Annotated in this window: 7 protein-coding genes; all 7 read left to right on the top strand. The window is 53.2% G+C overall.

Annotation, left to right across the window (positions count from 1 at the left end; translation table 11 throughout):
• Window positions 1–72 precede the first annotated feature (72 nt).
• The 7 genes from H583_RS0128470 to ppsA all read left to right on the top strand — a co-directional run bounded on the left by H583_RS0128470 (window position 73) and on the right by ppsA (window position 19,641).
• On the top strand, window positions 73–2,622 hold the full coding sequence (locus H583_RS0128470; RefSeq protein ID WP_028563450.1) for an NHL repeat-containing protein: 2,550 nt from the start codon (window positions 73–75) through the stop codon (window positions 2,620–2,622).
• A gap of 30 nt (window positions 2,623–2,652) precedes the next feature.
• A complete protein-coding gene (locus H583_RS34635; RefSeq protein WP_051237173.1) occupies window positions 2,653–8,265 on the top strand; it encodes a type I polyketide synthase in 5,613 nt (1,870 codons plus the stop codon).
• Window positions 8,266–8,446: 181 nt separating this feature from the next.
• Window positions 8,447–12,376, top strand: coding sequence for an NHL repeat-containing protein (locus tag H583_RS0128455; protein WP_028563449.1), 3,930 nt, complete (start codon window positions 8,447–8,449; stop codon window positions 12,374–12,376).
• Between the two features lie 67 nt (window positions 12,377–12,443).
• Complete coding sequence (locus tag H583_RS0128450) at window positions 12,444–14,969, top strand: pentapeptide repeat-containing protein (protein WP_028563448.1); 2,526 nt, start codon at window positions 12,444–12,446, stop codon at window positions 14,967–14,969.
• Window positions 14,970–15,520: 551 nt separating this feature from the next.
• Window positions 15,521–15,877 carry an SLAC1 family transporter gene (locus H583_RS37400; RefSeq protein WP_028563447.1) on the top strand — a complete coding sequence of 119 codons (357 nt, stop codon included), beginning with the start codon at window positions 15,521–15,523 and terminating at the stop codon, window positions 15,875–15,877.
• Window positions 15,878–16,154: 277 nt separating this feature from the next.
• Window positions 16,155–16,316: a hypothetical protein gene (locus H583_RS37395; RefSeq protein WP_425414547.1), complete on the top strand. Its 162-nt coding sequence runs from the start codon at window positions 16,155–16,157 to the stop codon at window positions 16,314–16,316.
• Between the two features lie 727 nt (window positions 16,317–17,043).
• Window positions 17,044–19,641, top strand: coding sequence for a phosphoenolpyruvate synthase (gene ppsA, locus H583_RS0128435; RefSeq protein ID WP_028563445.1), 2,598 nt, complete (start codon window positions 17,044–17,046; stop codon window positions 19,639–19,641).
• Window positions 19,642–19,744 lie beyond the last annotated feature (103 nt).

Below are 19,744 nucleotides of genomic sequence, written 5' to 3'. Positions count from 1 at the left end.
AACAGCCGAGGTCGCAGGAATGCATGGCGTGAATGGATTACTGGTGTCAGAAAGAGAGGTGTTTTTACGTTTATGAACCACCCCGATAATGATGTTGCGGGCAGTTCTGCGCCGATCGATTACGCGCGCGCACTGGCCGGCAGCCATGCCGAGCTGTCTTCGCCAGATGCGGCGGTCAGCACCCCGGTGCTCGCCTATATTAACAGTCAGGAAAATGTGCTCAACGCGTTTGCCAGCACCATTTCCGCACAAGGTCCGGCAACGGAGACGGGCGGATGGGCCCGCAAGGTGGAAGTCGGTACGCTTGGGACAGAGATTGTCTACGGGTACAACTGGTCGGAGAAAACTGCAAGCAGCGCCGTTGCAATCCTCCAAGGCACACTCGCGCTTGTAAAGCAGGATGCTTCCTTACAAGACAAATTGTGGACGCTGCAAGAAGGCCAGCCAGGTCCGATACAACCTTCTGTGCCACCTGTTGCTCCCTTTGCGTGGACGGCGGAACGGTTCGAGCCGCAATTCGGCCTGACGGTCCAGTCAGTCAGCGCCGACCCGGCTACTGGAGCGTTTCAATTCGTGTTGAGCAATGCAGCTCCGGCATTCTATAGCGTGTATGCGGAATTTGCCGACGCGGACGGCCACTTGATTGCACCTGACGGCTGGGTATCCCGGCTGCCGGGAGGCAGTTCCGGCTTTGAGACGGCAACGATGAAATTTCTCTGCTTTGTGCCACCCACTGTCGCTATTGCAGGCATTCCCATGACGACAAAGCAGGTGAAGTTCGAGGGAAGCGCTCCGCCAGGAACAGAGACGATTCGACTTACTATCGGCACAATGGGTGCACAAGGCTGGAATTCCACCGTGAACGCGCTGCCGCTGATTGTGACCGGCCTGCTCGGCTATGCCGTGCCCTGGATCATGAAAGGGCAGACAACAACCCCTGATCAAACCTGGTACAATTCGCTGATCTCCAATAAGAAATTGCTGGATGAAGTTATAGGCGCCGCAGGATTTTTAACGGAAGCCCCCTCTACGGAGGAGGCGCTTCAGTTGCTGCAGCAGCAGATCGGAACGCTATTGTTCGGCGGATCCTTGCCGCTGCTGCTGACGGAGTTGAAAAAGCAATTCGGCGATGCTGCTCTTATCAATGGCGCCCAAGGGCTGAACTGGTCGCTTTCAGGGCTGATTTCGACATTGCCAGGGGCGATGAGCGGCATTGTCCAGACGCTATCCGTTCCTGCCTCGCTCCTGCAATCTTACAGCATGCGGCTCGTTATGGATGCGCTCGTCGAGGTACGGCCCGATCCTGCACATGGCGCATACCCGCTGAAGGCAGCGTCCTACCGTGTGACCTGGGAGGCGGACGGCGAAAGCAAATACGCCGAAGGAACAATGAACGGCCTTTGGACCAACACTCCCGTACACGTATCGTTCCCGGCTGTCCTCAGCAGGGAATACGCCGTGGTGCAGGCGTTCGTCTATGATGAACTAGGTGTGTTGCTGGCCCAAGGGGCGGTAACAAGCCAAGCGTCCCGGCAGACGGTTGTCGTTCTTAAAGAAGCGAAGGCGGTCATTGATTCGTCCACCGTATACAAGCCGGTCATGGCGCTTTCCTATGACGACATTAACGGCTATGGCTGGAAGCATGCTTCTTCGTTCGGCATGGCGACGCACACCGCGCTGGATTGCAGCAATACCGGCACGCGTTTGTGTCAGTTGACCGGTATATCCTATAATGCAGCCGTGCGAACGCTGGTCTACGGATGGAGAGCTTCAGGTCCGGCAGCGCTGCCTTGCAGTGGAGGGTCAGGCGGACAGCAGCTGTACCGGCTCCAAGCTGTGTCTGTGTCGGCATCTGTGCAGCAGTCACTCAAGCCGGCATCATGCGGCTTGTATACGGTCGCTACTATTGCCTGCGGCAACGGGGCTGCGAACAACTTGTTTTACGACAACCGGACGGCCCCGTATGGGCTTAGAGCCATTGAAATAGGCGATACAACGCCGTTCCGCTTCCCTTCAGGCACAAGTCTCGGAACGTTAGGGTTAAGCTATGTGGACGATCTGGCCATCCATTCGGCAGGCTTTGCGGCCGCCGTCGGGGCTGCGGAAAATAATCTGCAAATCGTGCGGCTTGGCACGGAAGCTGTGAACGATGCGGATGCGCCGGTTCCGGTATCGGTCGGCGGGCGGGGAACCCGCGAGGGACTGCTGTCTATGCCTGTCGCGGTAGCGGCAGCACCGGGAGGCCAGTTCATCGTGCTGGAGGCAGGCAATCGCCGGCTGCAGGCGTTCGACGTATTCGGCAATCCGTACCCGTACTTTGGAACATCGGCGTTGCTGCCGCTCAAACCGGATAATAATACCTATTATTTAGATCTGGATATCGACAATTCAGGTCGAATGTACCTTTTATATTATCAGGGAGACGGCTCCCGGCCGAGCCAATACGGACTGGATATTTATGACGCTGACGGAGCGCTCCTCTCCTCCACCGCAGGCGTCAATACAGATAAATTGTGTGTCGACCCGTGGGGCAATATCTACACGCTTGGTTATGAGCTGATGCAAGGACCGGACGGTGATTCCGTCGCCTCCGTTTGCGTATGGGCACCATTTGCCACATGAGATAAATTAAGAAAGGCAGGTCGCTGACTGATGGAAAAAAGAGAATCGTTCCAAAACGCTGTTGGCCGGGATACGCGGGATGCCATTGCTGTCGTCGGCATAGGCTGCAGGTTTCCCGGAGGGGTGAACAATCCGGAGCAGTTTTGGGAACTGCTCCGAAGCGGGCAGGATGCCATTATCGAGGTTCCTCCAGAGCGCTGGAGCCTGGATGACTATTATGATCCCGAGCGCGGGCGCAAAGGCAAAATGGTGACCCGCTTTGGCGGCTTTATCGACGGCATGGACCAGTTTGATCCTGAATTTTTCGGCATTTCACCCAATGAAGCCGAACGGATGGACCCGCAGCAGCGCCAGCTTCTGGAGGTCACCTGGGAGGCGCTCGAAGACGGCGGACATGTGCCTGCAAAGCTAAGGGGAACTGATGTCGGCGTATTTATCGGCGCGTTTGCGCTGGACTACCATGCGCTGCAGTTCGGCGATCCGTTCCAGCGCAGCGTCAGTACATACAGTGCAGCCAGCAGCATGGCCACGATGCTGTCAAATCGGATTTCGTACATCTACGATTTTCGCGGCCCGTCGATGACGATTGATACCGCCTGCTCTTCCTCTCTCGTCTCGCTGCATCTCGCCTGCGAGAGTTTGCGCAGCGGAGAGAGTGCAATGGCGCTTGCCGGAGGCATTGTGCTGACGTTTGCACCGCAATATACCGTGGTCGAGAGCGCCGGCGGCTTTTTGTCCCCTGAGGGGCGCTGCAAGACGTTCGATGCGTCCGCAAGCGGATACGTCCGCGGGGAAGGCGTCGGCGTTGTTGCACTCAAGCGTTTGTCCGACGCCGTAGAAGCGGGCGACCCGATTCAGGCGGTCATTCTCGCCAGCGGTGTCAATCAGGACGGGCATACAGTCGGCATTACGGTGCCGAGCGGTAACGCGCAGGCAAGATTGATCCGCGATACGATCCGCAAGGCCGGCGTTAAGCCGACGGACATTCGGTACGTTGAAGCGCACGGTACCGGAACGCCGGTAGGGGATCCGATTGAGGCGGGAGCGATCGGGGAGGTGTACGGTCAAGGACGGCTGGCGAGCGAGCCGCTGCTTATCGGCTCGTGCAAAACGAACATCGGCCACACCGAATCGGCCGCCGGCATCGCCGGCTTCATTAAAGCGGTGCTCTGCCTCCGGCACCGGCAAATTCCTCCGCACTTGCATTTGCAGCAGCCGAATCCGGCGATTGCTTTCGATAGCTGGAGACTGAAGGTGCCGACGGCCTTGGAGCCGTGGCCAGAGCACGAAGGTCCTGCCATCGCCGCTGTTAATTCGTTCGGCTTTGGTGGCGCAAATGCGCATGCGATTGTGAGGGAGCCTTTGCAGAACGAGATGGCACCAACAGGGGAAGCTGACGCGGCCATGAGGGAGACTGCCAGATCTGATTCCGAGACAGCAGGAGCGCCGCCGGGGAGAAGGACTGCGAAGGCGGGTCCTGAAACTGCGGCTGCGGACAATTCGCAGGGACAAGTGTACGTGCTGCCGCTGTCGGCCCGCAAGAGTGAGGCGCTTGCGCAAGCACGTGCGGCATACCTCCGCCTGACGGGAAGCGGCGATTTGCAGCCTCACGCGCTGGAGGACCTGTGCTGGAGCGCAGGCGTACGGCGTGAGCACCACAGCTACCGGCAGGCGTTCGTGTTCCGCACCCGCGAGGAACTGGCTGCGCAGCTGAACGGCTCGGGTCCGACTAGCGATGCAGAGCGGGGCAAACGTGTTTTCTTCGGCAGAAAGCCGTCCGGGGAGAAGCCCAAGCTCGTATGGACATTTTCCGGAATGGGACCGCAATGGTACGGGATGGGCAGACAGCTGCTGCAGCGGGAGCCCGTCTTCCGGGCAATTATGGAGCGAGGCGACGCGCTGTTCACCCCGGTTGCCGGATGGTCCATGCTGGAGGAATTGCTCAAGGATGAGGCCCACAGCCGTATGAATGAGACAGGGATCTCGATGCCGCTCAGCTTTCTGCTGCAAGTATCGCTTGCCGCGCTGTGGCGTTCCTGGGGCATAGTGCCGGACATGATTATTGGCCACAGTGCAGGCGAAGTAGCCGCTTTTCACGAGGCGGGCGTCTACACGCTGGAGGACGCGCTTCGCGTTGTCTACCACCGCAGCCGGCTGCTCGACCGGATGGGCGGCACCGGGGGAATGGCATTCGTCGCCGTCTCCGGGACGGAAGCTGCGGAGCTGCTGGCCGGTCTGGAGGATAAAGTCGGAATCGGCGCGGTCAACAGCCCATCTTCCGTTACGTTATCCGGCGATGAAGAGGCTTTGGCGGAAATTGTACGGCGGGCAGAGGAGAAAAAGCTGTTTACCCGGATGCTGCGCGTGCAAGCGCCGTTCCACAGCCGCTATATGGACCCGGTCAAGGAAGAACTGATCAATAGCCTGAATCGGGTTGAGTCCCGCACGGTATCCATTCCGCTGTATTCTTCCGTAACCGCAGGCGAGGTTCGTGGCGAGGAGATAGACGGTTCTTACTGGTGGCGAAATGTACGGGAGACGGTAGCTTATGCATCTGCCATCGACCGGCTCATCCAGCAAGGATTTACGAATTTTCTGGAAATTGGTGCCCATCCCGTGCTGGCGGGACCGCTGGCGGAATGCCTGGGCGACAAGCCGGGACTCGTGGTCGCTTCCATCCGCCGCAAGGAGGATGAGTCTGAAGCGATGATGCGCGGGCTGGCAGAGCTCTACACGGCCGGATTTGAACCGGACTGGCAGGCGGTCTGCCGCCAGGGACGATGGACGAAGCTCCCGGCCTATGCGTGGCAGAAAAAGCGCTATTGGCATGAGCCCGAATTTATCCGGCACATTCGCCATGGCCACAAGGATCATCCGCTGCTCGGCCGGCCGCTTCCGGGAGCCGCCAAAGCTTGGGAAAGCGAAATCACGCTGCGCCGCCTCCCTTATTTGCGGGATCACCGCGTACTGGACCAGGTGCTGTACCCGGCAGCAGCGTACATTGAGGGTGCAATGGCGACGATCGCGCAGACGCTGTCGCTGGCCGAAGGCAGCTGCGTACTGGAGCAGCTGGAGCTGCATCGGGGCTTGACACTGCCTCCGAGCCAACCGTCGGCGGTCATACAGCATGTGCTGGATGCAGAAAATGGCACGTTCCGTATTTTTTCCGCACAGGATGAGCAGCGCTCGGCATTCGTACTGAACGCTTCCGGGCGGTTAAGACAAGTTCAGCATCACCCGGGTGAAGCAGCCGTCGATATTACAGCTGCCCGCCAAGCGACACCTATGGTTATCGATCAAGCGAAGGCTTACCGTATTTTAAAAAATACCGGCTTCGACTATGGTCCTGCATTTCAAGGCATTCAGCAGGTACATCTGGGAGAGGACGAAGCGTGGGTGGAGATCGAGCTGCCGTTGGAGGACGCAGTCACGCGGGAATACGGCTTTCATCCAAGCTTGATGGATGCGTGCTTCCAGGCACTGCTCGCCGCTGAATTTCCGGTTGAGGGCGAGCAGCCCAGAGATTTCGGGCATGAATTCCGCATCCCTGTGGGAATCGGGAGCATTCGTTTTTATGAGAGACCGGGCGGGCGTCTATGGGCGCACAGCCGGATGAGCGAGCGCAACGGGACCCTTACCCGTGGCAACCTGCGTGTCTATAACGAGCAGGGGAAGCTGGTCGCCGAGTTTCTTGACTTTGTGAAGCGATCGGTCGGGGCGGCGACGAGCCGGATGGACGGACTGCAGGCACGGCGCTGGCTGAACAGGCTGGAGTGGCGGGAGGCCGAGCTCCCGGTTGCCAATCCGGATACGGCTGTCGCCTTGGGCCGCAGGGCACCCGGCACATGGCTGATTTTGGCTGATGCCAGGGGCATCGCCGAAGAAGCAGCGGCGCTGCTGCGCAGAGAAGGCAACAATTGCTTGCTCGTCGCCGCCGGGGACGGGTACGCCTTCGGAGGTGAAGCACGAGCAAGCCGGATCGATCCGAAGGTCTCGGCCCACTATGACCGGCTGCTAGCTGATGCAGTGCAGGTGACAGGAGGTGCGCTGTCTGGCGTTGTGCACATCTGGAACGCCGATCTGCCTGCGATGGAGGAGCTGGCCGGACGGCAGCTCGGCGGGCAATGGGACCGGATCAAGAGCATTGGCACGCACTCGCTTCTGTATTTGGCCCAAAGCCTCGCGCGCACCGGTGCCGACACCGGTGTATGGATCGTTACACAAGGGGCGCAAAGCATCCCCGGGGAGGAGCGGCCGGTTGCCGTATTCCAGGCGGGTGCATGGGGGCTCGGAAGATATATCGGCCAGCAGGAGATGAGCCAGTACGGCAAAGGGCTGATTGATATGGACCCGCGCGCCTCAGCCGCTTATACAGCACAAAGCCTGGTGAATGAAATGACAGCGGGCGATGCAGAAAACCAAATCGCTTACCGGGAGAACCGTCGCTATGTGCTGAGACTGAAGCGGGACAGCGAGACGCCATCCTCGCTCCCAATGCGGTGCAGGGCTGACGGAGCTTATCTCGTGACGGGAGCATTCGGCGCGATCGGCCAGGAGGTGGCCCGGCTGCTCGTTCACAAAGGAGCCCGACACCTGCTGCTGCTCGGTCGGACCAGCTTGCCTGAGCGGACGAGGTGGGACCGGATAGCTGCGGACAGCCGGGAAGGGGAGCGGATTGCTTTTGTCCGGGAGTTGGAAGCAGCAGGGGCGCACATTTCTGTCGTGGGTGTAGACATGACGGACGAGGCTGCAATGTCCGGATTTATCCAGCAGTATGAAGCGGGCGGATCACTGCCGATCCGCGGCGTCGTGCACAGCGCGGGAACAGTGAAGGACGTGCTGCTGACGCAAATGGACGGCCGGATATTCGACGAAGCGTACGACCCGAAGGCAATGGGCGCATGGTTGCTGCATCAGGCGATGCTCGAACAACCGCTGGAGTTTTTCGTCCTGTTCTCCTCGCTCGGCTCGCTGCTTCCGGCTGCGGGGCAGGGAAACTATGCGGCAGGCAACGCATGCCTTGATGCGCTCGCCGCTTACCGCCGTTCTCTCGGCCTGCCGGCACTCAGCATCAACTGGGGACCGTGGTCTGTCGGAATGGTGGAGAAGCTGCAATTGACCGATATTTTCGAGACAAATGGCATCGACATTATAACCCCTGCCGTCGGTATGCGGCTGTTTGAGCATTTGCTCGGGCAAAACGTCACCCAGATCGTTGCGCTTTCCGCGGGATGGCGCGCCTTCCGCAAGCTGTATGACTATATTCCGCTGCTCGAGCTGCTGGAGGAGGACGATTCCGGCTGCGCCGGCGTATCAGAATCCGGAGAGCTTGCGATCGAGGCGATTAAAATGCTTGCCCCGCACGAGCGGGAGCTTGCCGTCCGGCAACATCTGGAAATCATCATTGCTGATTTGTTGCATTTCGCAGCCGATGAGGTAGACACGACCAAAGCATTGCCTGAGATCGGGCTTGATTCCATGATGGCGATCCGGCTGAGGGCGCGTTTGCTGAACGAGTTTGGCGTTGCACCCATGATCGGCGAGCTGCTGAGCGGAAACAGCATTTCGTCGCTATCCGGCAAGCTGGTCCGCCAATTCGTTGAGCAGCACCAGCTGGCACGTGAATATAGCTCTGTGGGCTGACGACTCCTTTACTTACGGTATGGGCTTCGTGAAATCCACGAAGCCTGTTTCTTATGCAGCAGCAGCTGGCAAGTCATTGACGGGCCGCGGAAGTATGACGCCATTCGCAGCGGCAGAGCGCCAATCTTCATCCAGCTGAAAGTCCTTAGTGTTTTCAACCTTTAAAAAAGGAGCATGAACGATGGCCAAAAGATTGCATTTCCAGCTTGCGGCAAACTGTTCCGTTGAGCAGCTCACTTTACATGTGGGAACAAGTCGCTTCCCGCTGAGCGCGCATGTGAAGCATACGCTTCGTCAGGCGGCGGCAAGCAACCGGGCGCTCGCCCTGCTGCCGGAAGAGAGCCTGAAGCAGTTCACGCACTATGCGGAAGTGCCGGACGATATTTTTCCCGCCGACCGCTTAACCCGGATTCGTGTCACTTCGCCTGATCAAAATCCTTCCATATATCTCCCTATGCTGCACCATGTTTCGATCCATATTCCAGAGCGGAACCGGCGGGCTTATTTTGAACGCAAACTGGCCGGAAGCGGCATCCACCATCACCATCCGAAGCTTGGCACTCTTGGTGTGACGCAGCTGCCGGACGGACTGAGCGACGCTGAACTGATTCAGGCCAGCGTCGATGCTGATGCGGCGTACACACCATGGGACATCGCGATTGCGATTTTGTTCTCCAACCCGGAGATGGCCTCCAGCCAGCCCTATACGGCGACCATCGTGACCCATGATCATATCGTTCCGCCTCAGAGCGTCGACCCGGCCCAATATCAAAGGGTATACGATCTGGCCACAGCCATCTCCGCACAAGGGCAAGCAAGTTCGACAGGCGGCTGGGCGAAAATTACCGATTCCACCGATAAAGACGGCAATCCGATGTATTTTGAATATGACTTCGGCTCGCACAAGGCAGGCGACCGGATCTTGATTTATCAACTCTCCGATGAAACTACCCAGTACGCCACCGCGCCGAACTGCTCCGCCATGCAGTCGGCGAGCGACGATGCCCGGCTGCAAAATCAGACGTGGTCCGTCAGCCAGGGGAAGACGGCTTTTCAAAAACAGGCTGCCTCTGGCGGTCCGCCGGCGCGGCAATCGTTCTCATCCGCGAGGCCGAAGACGTCCACAGAGAGCACGAACCCGACATACAAATGGACGGTGACCAATCAGACCCCGAACCACGGGTTGTCTGTGAACGCCGGAACGCTTGCGTTTAATGGCGACAACCAGTTTTCTATTCAGGCTAGCAATACGTATCTACGGACACTTGCGGCGTATGCCGAATTTTTCAACGAGAACGGTGATCCAATTCAAAATCCCGAAGGATGGGCCGATCAGCTTCCGGACCCGGTAAACGGTTGGTTCGAGACCGATTACAAAAAATATATTACATCCCTTTCGGCAGTCGATACGATTATGGGCATTCCGATGCCGGCCGACCCGGAGACGTTGTCATTCGCGTTTCCAAGTGATGCGACACATGTTGACCTGCTGTTCGGGGGTCTCGGAACCTCATACTGGGACGGTGATGTCGACGTTTCCGGCGCGATTATGACCGGTCTGTTTCAATACACCATTCCGCTGATTTTTCTGGCTTCCAAGACGGCAATCAAGAACAGCAAGTGGTATAACGACTTTGTCAAAGACCCGGACAATGTAATAGCCGTGCTGGCCGCTTCTTTCGGAATTGTGACAGGGTATGCGGCAACGGAGGTGGCGCTTGGCAATACAAGAGCGCTGCTGATCAATTTGGCCAATGCGGTGGCCGGGATTTTGTTCTCCAAAGGGTTGGAGAAGCTGGTTCTGCATATTACCGAGGAAGTTACCGTTCAGGAGATGGAGGATCATATTCCTTTTGCCGGCTGGGCGCTCCGGGTGGCCAACATGGCCGTGGATATCGCACAGATCGCCACCACGACCGGGGAAATTATTTCGTCGCCCGCCACGCTCAAAGTAACCGTTACCCGTGCGATGGATTTGCAGTTTACACTGCACCCGGACCCGGCGCACGGCGAAGCGGGAACTCCCGACACGGCGGTATGGCCGGCCGTGTCACATCATTATCAGGTCACCGTCCAGTATCAGGGCGGGACGAACTTCGTGCTCACTGGCAGCATGCCGGAGACGACGTCGAATACACCGCTGCAGCTAACGTTTGAGGATGTTCCCGTCGGTGGTACATTACAAATTATCGCCGGCATTTACTCGGAGAGCGGTTGGTTATGCGGCAAATACCAGGGCGACTGGCTGCCTGCCTTCCCGGACGTTGGTTCGACCACAATGACGCAAACCGGCAATATTACAGAAATTCTCGTACCGCTTACCCGGGATACACAGTACACCTACAAGGAAAAAATCATTTTTGACAGCGCAAGCCAAAAACATACTTGGCATGCCGGGGATATGCCGACAGCTACGGTGACGAACCTCGATTGCAGCAGCGGGGGCAACTATATTTGCAACCCTGTCGGCATTACGCTGAACGGCCAGGCATATGTCATCGGTTATGTATGGAATGCGTCCAGCCAAAACTACTACGCGCAAAGCTTATCGGTGCTCGCGGATCCCGACTCCCGTTACAAGCTGTCTGAGACACCGTTTGCTGTACAACCCGCTATCGCCTACGACCAGTTCGGCGTGGAGCCGGAGGACGGCGGGGAGCAGCAGATCAGCGTGTATAACTTTATTGTGGACACACGCAATGATGCGTTTCATTTGCGGCAAGTGAATATCATGGACGGCCAGCCGGGCTTCGGTCTGGACGACCCGGATTTGCCAAGCTGGGGCAAATTTAATTTGCCGAATTTGGACGCAGTCGTTGTGCATCCGACCGGAGCCGTTATTGCGGTGAGTTGGAAGGACAGCAAAATGGAAATTTTGCAGATACCGGATGAACCGGCGGACGATGCTCACGCGCAGGACGCACAGATGGTATCGGGCATCGGCGTCCGCCAAGGCTTGCTGCAAGGGCCCCGGGCGCTGGCAGTCGCACCGGACGGACGTATCCTTATTTTGGAAACATTGAACAAACGCATTCAGGCGTTTGACGTACGCGGAAATCCGGTAGCGGGCTTTTTGGGCGAATTCCTGTTTACGCTCAGCAGTGCCGACTATGCCCCCGATTTGGATAACGGTGTCTTCTCGCCTGCGCTGCAGCAGCAGTTTCAGGCAAGCGGCCTTACGCATATTTTCGATCTTGAAGGGGGACTTGCCTCCGATTTAAATTCGGGCGTGCTGACAGATTCATTGATTAGCGCATTCGCTGATGAGGGCGTTTATCTTGCGTACGACCCCGGCGCGATGGACGATCATGAGGTCAGTTCGTATGTCACGGTGATGACTGAGGGTGAGGACTGGACGATTACCGATCCGACGCGCAGCGCGGTCTACGATATCCGGCAAGCTGGAATATCGCTTAGCGTGTACGACACCCTTACGAATGTTAGCGTGTGCGTACGCGCTCAAGGCACCATTTGGGTCGTGGAAGATTGGAACGGCGCACAATCGTATTATATCGCCCAGGATGCCGCAGACAGTCAGGTGCTGAACGTGAACCGGTACTTGTCTTATCTGCCTCTGTATAACCCTGACAATCTGACCGATATCACGTATCTGGATGTCGCCGTTGAAGCAAAAGGGTATGTTTACGTGCTGTCCTATACCGGAAGTGGCAATGTGCCGAGCAATTATATTTTGGATATTTATGCACCGGACGGTACGTTTCTTGTACGGACCCCGGATGTGCGATTGCAGCCGGCAGACCCGCAGTATATAAGCGCGGCCAAGTTCGTCATTGATGTGTGGCGCAACGTGTATACGCTAAACTATGAGGCCATAGTCGGGGCCAACAACCGGACGGAGCCGACGATCAGCCACTGGACTCCGACGCCGCCGCTCTTTGATCTTGATTTGGACGTCGAGCCTGATTTCGATAATCATGATGTTCCCGCTGTGCAGTCGATTTTTGCAGAACACGGGATTACGCTTACCGACCAGGCACAGATCGTAACGGTCAGCGAAAGTGGATACTGGCAAGTGACCGATGGGGCAAAGACGTACGATGTGATCCGCAGCGGCGATAAGCTCGAGGTTTATGATATTCCAGTTGTTTAAGCGGCAACAAGGAACTGTCGCGCTCAAGCTGCGAAAGAAGGGATCAAAAGAAAGAAAGGTGAAACGAATGGGTACAGATATGATGACTTTTATCGGAAAGTGGGCTTTTAGCAGTATGGACGGCGACATCTTTATGAGCCTTGATGAATCGGACGGACAGCTGGTTGCCGTTCCGGTGCAAACACCCGGTCCGGACCAGCGGTTTAACGCCTACGGTGATGCAGGCAGCGGTTTTTGGCTGCAAGCGAATAATGGAAACTATGTCGCTTACAACGGCAACGGCGGCTATGCCGCTACGGAATCCAGAACGGGTTCACCGACGGTATTCACACTAAAGACGGAATCCGTCTCGGTGCGGCTTATTGAGCAGGCTTCGGGAGAGTCCTTTTATGTCAACTTGAGCAACAGCACCGTAAGCCAGGTGTCAACGGACAATGCGCCAACAACGACTCAGCTTCTTCAAGTGACCTTTGCACCCGGCCTCGCCGATATTCAAACAGCGGAGTTTGCAGCGGACGTCGATTTGACGTGGGCATATTTGGCTTCGGCCGATTTGGAAAGAGTCAGCTTCGAGGATGCGGACTTGTCACACGCCGATTTGTCAGGCTGCAACCTGTACGGGGCGTTATTTACAGGGAACGATCTGAAGCTGTCGCATGCAGTACTGGCGGGGACAACGCTGTCTTACGCGGTGATAAACGATATTGCGGCGGATAATGCCGATTTTACCAATGCCGTGATGACCTCCACCAAGCTATCCGACAGCAACCTGGAAGGCAGCAATTTGACCGGGGCGGACATGACGGATGCTGTGATCATCCGGGCCGGGTTTCAGAACGCAAATTTAACCGGGGCCATATTGTACGGGGCAACGGCGACGGAGACACGATTCGACAAGGCAAATTTGACGAAGGCGGATCTGACGAGCGCCATGGTAACCGATTTTCATATTCCCGGCACAACACTCGCTTATGCCAAGCTGGACAATCAGACGCTGACGACAGCGGAGATCGACGCGGATACCGATTTTACCGGGGCAAGCATGCAAAATGTGTTCCTCAGCAATTGTATGCTGCAAGAGGTCACCTTCGCTCACGCCGATTTGACGGGCGCTGTGCTTGACGGCTGCGACCTGACCGGAGCGGATTTCAGCTATGCGAACTTGACGAAAGCTTCATTAAAAAACGGCGTTAAGCTGTACAGTGCCAGTTTGTCGAACGCTACCTTAACATCAGCAGATTTGACGGGCGCGCAGCTCGGAGCTATTTCCATCTCGTTCACGCTAAGCACTTCTCTTGCTTCGGATTTGGATAAAGGAGCCGTCGATGACAGCATTAAAAATGCGTTTGTGGCTGCCGGACATCCTTTATCCGGCGGTGCTACAGTAACGGTCCGCATTCCAGGCAACAACTGGCTCGTTATCGACGGCAATACGGTGTATACGATTACGAACGACGGTACAGTCTTGGACGTCTGGATGGGTACGGACACAAGCAATGCTGCCGTGCTCGCCGGAGCGTATATGCCTAACGCTATCTTTACCAGCGCAAACCTGTACGCGGTCAATATGTCCGGAGTGAACTGGTATGGCGAATCGGCTAAGGCGGACAACGCCAATCTGGAGGAGGCCGATCTTGCGAACGCAAACCTTGCCAGCATGGATTTTTCACAGGCGCGCATGTACGGCTGCAATCTCGATTCTGCCAACCTCATCGGCACCAGTTTCAACGGTGCTTACTTGACAGCTTCGGCTAACAAGAAGCAATCCTCGCTTGCTTACTCCAATATGCAAGGGGCTACGTTCGTGGAGGCCCGCTTGCAAGGCGCGGTGCTGACAAATGCCGCCGTATCGCTTGATCAAGGCCCGTTCTTCACCCTTTCGGAGTCCTATGGGGCGAATCTGGATCAAGGCACCATTTCCGAGGATTTGCGCGGGCAATTTGACCAGCATGGCTATCAGCTGGAATCAAATGCTGCCGTAACCGTCAATATTCAAGGCAGTTACTGGACGATTGTGAACGGCTCCAATTCGGTATACCCGGTCTATAATATTGTTGAAATTTCCGGTTCACTAATTGTATCCGGCGGGCCGATCGGCGTTCATTTATTCGATCTGCCGCAATCCATGAGCACAGAGTTCGACGGGCAAAATCTGTCATCCGACATTCAAACCGCCTTCAGCGACAACGGTTATGCGCTTCTGCCTTCAGCAGCGATTGATAAGGTTATCGTGCCGGGAAGCGAGTGGCATATGACGAACATCAATTCGGATACGACCGTATTGCAAGAGGGTTATGGCGAATTTTACGTAATTAATAGTACTGAGGATGCATCATTGCATGTTTACGGCTCTGTGCTGATGTTCGTCCGTACGGGGGATGACAATACGCTGGAGCAGGTGCGGATGGCACTTGCGACAACGCAAGCCACGCAGGATGTCATGGACGGCACGACGACGTGTCCAAACGGACAGAAGTTGTCCCAATATTTGAATCCGTCACCGTCACAACCTGTAACATGGGAACAGATGATGACCGCAGCGGCACCGCCAAAGCCGCCAGCTTGCATTCCAGACCCGCTGCATTGGTGTTAGTGCGCTCAAAAGCGCTAAATCTTGGAATCAATTTTTTCCAGATCGTTGCAGAGATAAAACAGGAAGCTGTGGTTAGCAGCTAAAGGGGACATTATAATTTATAACGTAACAGTTAAAATCAGTAATGCATATTTACTTCCAATCGTATCCGGGTTGGAAAGCTATGTAATCCAGGTGGTTCCGGCACATGACGGAGGGCTGAAGTGTCTTGAATGTAATTAGTTCCCGGAACGGGAATCTGCTGGAAGAGATCACTTATCAGAATCAAACCTACGAGTATGAGGTGCGAAATATGTAGTCTTTTTGGCTGAATAATAAAATAAATTGGTTATCAAGAAACCTGAACATGGGGCTGTCCGAAAAGGAGAAGCCTGAGTGAGAAAATCCCATATTATGTGCAAAAGAACCTTCAAACCACTAAGAAAGTGGATTTGAAGGTTCTTTTTTACGCGAATATTTATGCTAAAGTAGCTTAACAACTAATCAAGCTTGAATATGATCGCAGCCCCGGCCGGGAGAGAACAATATGAAGAGAAAGTAGTGGGGTTTTTATGGAGACGATACCAATTGACAAGAAACAAAGAAGCATCGGTTCCGTGCAATTCTTGCCTGTTAATTTATTCGCGTCTGTTATGGGTATTGCAGGTTTGTCTTTGGCCTGGCGACAGGCGAACAAGCTATTCGGCACTTCCACTGTCATCGCTGATGCGATAGGAGTCGTTGCGGTTGTTATGTTTATCGTGCTAAGCATAGCTTATACTTCTAAATGGATTCAATACCCTCAAAAAGTGGCAGGCCAATTCATGCATCCTGTCTCAGGAAATTTTTTCGGTACAATCTCGATTTCGATTCTATTGCTTTCTCCCGTACTGGGTATTTACAGCCCCAAAATAGGCCAAGCGCTTTGAATGATTGGCACGGCAACTACTTTAGTACTTAGTTATGTGTTTCTTTCACGATTGCTTAAGGGGAATCAAGAACCAGGAAATGCAGTTCCTGCATGGCTTATTCCTGTGGTGACTACTTGAGGTTGGCTTTCTTAGCTATACGAACTTTGTACAACGAATTGATCAGTTCGCATCGATCCTGTTTTACTTTGGTTTGTTTTTGTTCATTGTGCTGTTCTTTAAAGTTTTCAAAACGTCTGTGCCGTTGGGTGCTTCCTGGTGGGCGGTAAGCTTTCCGTTGGCTGCGCTGAGCAATGCTGCTTTGAAGTATGCGATGTTCGTGCAATCCTGGCTGTTAATCGCCATTGCCGCTTTTATTTTGGCATTGCTTAGCATCGTTCTGATCGTTTTATTTATTTTAACGCTGAACTTCCTGTTCAATGGCAAATTGCTTAGTTGAATTTTCATTTACTTAAAGAAGCTCGATAAACCGGGTTTCTTTTTGTTTATATACGTTGCTTTCGTCATTTGTCGGACGTTTACAAAGCGCGCTAAGTTGCCAATGAAAAATCTATTATATTGGAATGAAATGAACCAATCTGGAGAGATTAATGAAAAAGTATGAAACAGAAGGAGTTGTATTACCATAGAAACTGGAATAAAGCAAATTAAGCTCCAACCACTAGTGGGTCAGACCGTTACAATGGAACATCAAATAATCAATCCGTTTTCTGCGTACATAGAAGACAACGAAATTAACTTATTTTACACTTACTTTGATAATGACCCGCGTTTCATAACCAAGTACTACTTTTATGTTATGGAAACGGGTATCTTTACTGAAGAATATGAAGCATCTATTGGAATAACAACTGTTATTTACAATAGTATGCCACTTCATGTTTGCTATCATAAAGAAAGACTAATCGAAGAACCGCCAGTATAAGGTGTACACAAGAGCCTATTGGGGGCTGATCTCGTAACGGCTCTGATAACAGGAAATCAAAAAAGAACCTGAACAGCGTGATCAGGTTCTTTTTATTGCATATAAACAGACACGGTGATATAATCGGAATACAAATGTATCAAAAGTAGTCATAATTATCTTATCTTACAATTTTATTTTACCATGCGGACAAATCTCTTGTCAAATGTTTTTCTCAATTTCATGGTTAGGAGAGATGTTAATGAGTTCTTTGATCCTCGGTTTTCAAGAAATGGATAAGAAGCAGCTTTCATTGGTTGGCGGAAAAGGGTTGAATTTGGGGCAATTATCGAAAATGGAAGGCATACAAGTACCTGAAGGGTTTTCTGTTACAACAGTGGCCTATCAGCAAGCCATCGGGCAAGACGAAACGTATCTTGCTTTATTGGACCGACTAGCCACGCTAACCGTAGAAGACCAGGTTCAAATTGCTGAAATCAGCAGGAAGCTTCGGCAAATTATTATAGAAGCAGAAATTCCTTCCGATGTTGCGAAATCAGTTACTCACTATCTCTCCCGGTTTGGTGAAAAACATGCTTACGCAGTTCGTTCTAGTGCGACCGCTGAAGATTTGCCGCATGCCTCTTTTGCCGGTCAACAAGACACCTATTTAAATATTATCGGCAAAGAAGCCATTTTGCAGCATATCAGCAAATGCTGGGCTTCTCTGTTTACGGACCGCGCGGTCATCTACCGGATGCAGCATGGATTTGACCACAGGCAAGTATATTTATCCGTTATCGTGCAAAAGATGGTTTTTCCGGAGGCTTCAGGGATTTTATTTACTGCTGATCCGATTACGAATAACCGGAGGCTGCTATCGATCGATGCCAGTTTTGGACTTGGAGAGGCACTGGTCTCCGGCCTGGTATCTGCCGATTGTTATAAAGTGCAGGGTGGGGAAATCGTCGATAAGCGGATAGCAACCAAAAAATTGGCTGTCTATGGACGAAAAGAAGGCGGAACAGAGACCCGTCAAATCGATCCCGTTCAGCAACAGACTCAAACACTTACGGAACAACAAATTTTACAGCTGGAACGCATCGGCAGGCAGATCGAAGATCATTTTGGTTGCCCGCAAGATATCGAATGGTGTTTGGCCCATGATACATTTTATATGGTCCAGAGCCGGCCAATCACGACTTTATTCCCGATTCCTGAAGCGAATGACCAGGAAAATCACGTTTACGTTTCAGTCGGCCATCAACAAATGATGACGGATGCCATGAAGCCGCTGGGATTATCTTTTTTCCTGTTAACGACTTCTGCACCTATGCGCCAAGCTGGCGGAAGGCTGTTTGTTGATATTACACATCGTCTAGCTTCATCTGCAGGCAGAGAAGCTTTAATTAATACCCTGGGACAATCTGAACCGCTCATCAAAGACGCGCTTATGACGATAATAGAGCGAGATTTTATAATATCCGTACCAAATGAAAATCAAGCACCGCTCCAAGGCAGCAGTCATACAAATACACAGGCGCAATCCGAATACAACCCGTCATTCATTTTGGATTTGATCCAGAGCAGCCAAACATCAATGGAAGAATTAAAACAAAATATTCAAACGAAGTCAGGATCAGATTTATTTGATTTTATTCGGGGGGATATTCCCCAATTAAAGAAGCATTTATTTTCCCCGCAAAGCTTGGGTGTGATTATCGCTGCGATGGATGCTTCCAAATGGATCAATGAAAAAATGGAGGCGTGGTTGGGTGAAAAAGGTGCAGCGGACACGCTGTCTCAATCTGTAGACTATAATATAACTTCAAAGATGGGTCTGGAGTTGCTCGATATCGCAGATGTTATTCGCCCTTATCCGGAAGTCATCGCATATTTACAACATGCAAAAGAGGATGACTTTTGGGATGAGCTCATTAAATTTGATGGCGGACAGGAAGTCCGGGACACTATCTCTCATTATCTGATCAAATATGGCATGCGATGTGCCGGGGAAATCGATATTACGAGAACGCGTTGGAGCGAAAAGCCAACTTCACTTATCCCCATGATCCTCAGCAACATCAGAAACTTTGAGCCAAATGCCAGCAGCCGGAAATTTGAGCAGGGGCGGCAGGAAGCTTTAAATAAAGAACAAGAGTTATTGGACCGATTAAAACAATTGCCGGATGGCGAGCAAAAAGCCAAAGAAACAAAGCGAATGATCGATCGGATCCGAAATTTCAGCGGTTACCGGGAATATCCCAAATACGGCATGATTAGTCGCTATTTCGTTTATAAGCAGGCTTTGCTGAAAGAAGCTGAGCAGCTCGTGCAAGCGGAGGTTATTCATGAAAAAGAAGATATCTACTATCTCACTTTTGAAGAGTTTCAAGAAGTCGTACGCAAAAACCAAGTGGATTACCAGATCATCAGCAAACGAAAAGACGAGTACAAATTATATGAAAAGCTGACACCGCCACGTCTCATCACGTCTGATGGCGAAATTATTACAGGGGCGTACAAACGGGATAATCTCCCCGCTGGAGCTATTGCAGGCCTGCCTGTTTCGTCCGGAGTCATAGAGGGACGGGCACGTGTCATCCTAAACATGGAGGATGCTGAATTAGAAAATGGGGATATATTAGTGACCGCCTTTACCGATCCGAGCTGGACACCTTTGTTTGTATCCATTAAAGGATTGGTGACCGAAGTGGGCGGACTGATGACCCATGGAGCAGTTATCGCACGTGAATACGGCTTGCCTGCAGTCGTTGGAGTAGAAAATGCCACTAAGCTGATTAAAGACGGACAGCAAATTCGCGTTCATGGGACAGAAGGATTTATCGAAATATTATAATGTTTTAAGATCGAATAGCAAAACATTTAATAGTTAATTCTAAAAAAGAACATACAGTGCGTATGTTCTCCGGCTGCCGGGAAAATCTCGACAGCCTTTCATT

The organism is Paenibacillus pinihumi DSM 23905 = JCM 16419, assembly GCF_000422505.1.
GTDB classification, from domain to species: Bacteria; Bacillota; Bacilli; order Paenibacillales; family Paenibacillaceae; genus Paenibacillus_D; species Paenibacillus_D pinihumi.
The sequence above is the reverse complement of the archived record's forward strand: the minus strand, read 5'-3'. Positions and strand labels throughout refer to the sequence as shown.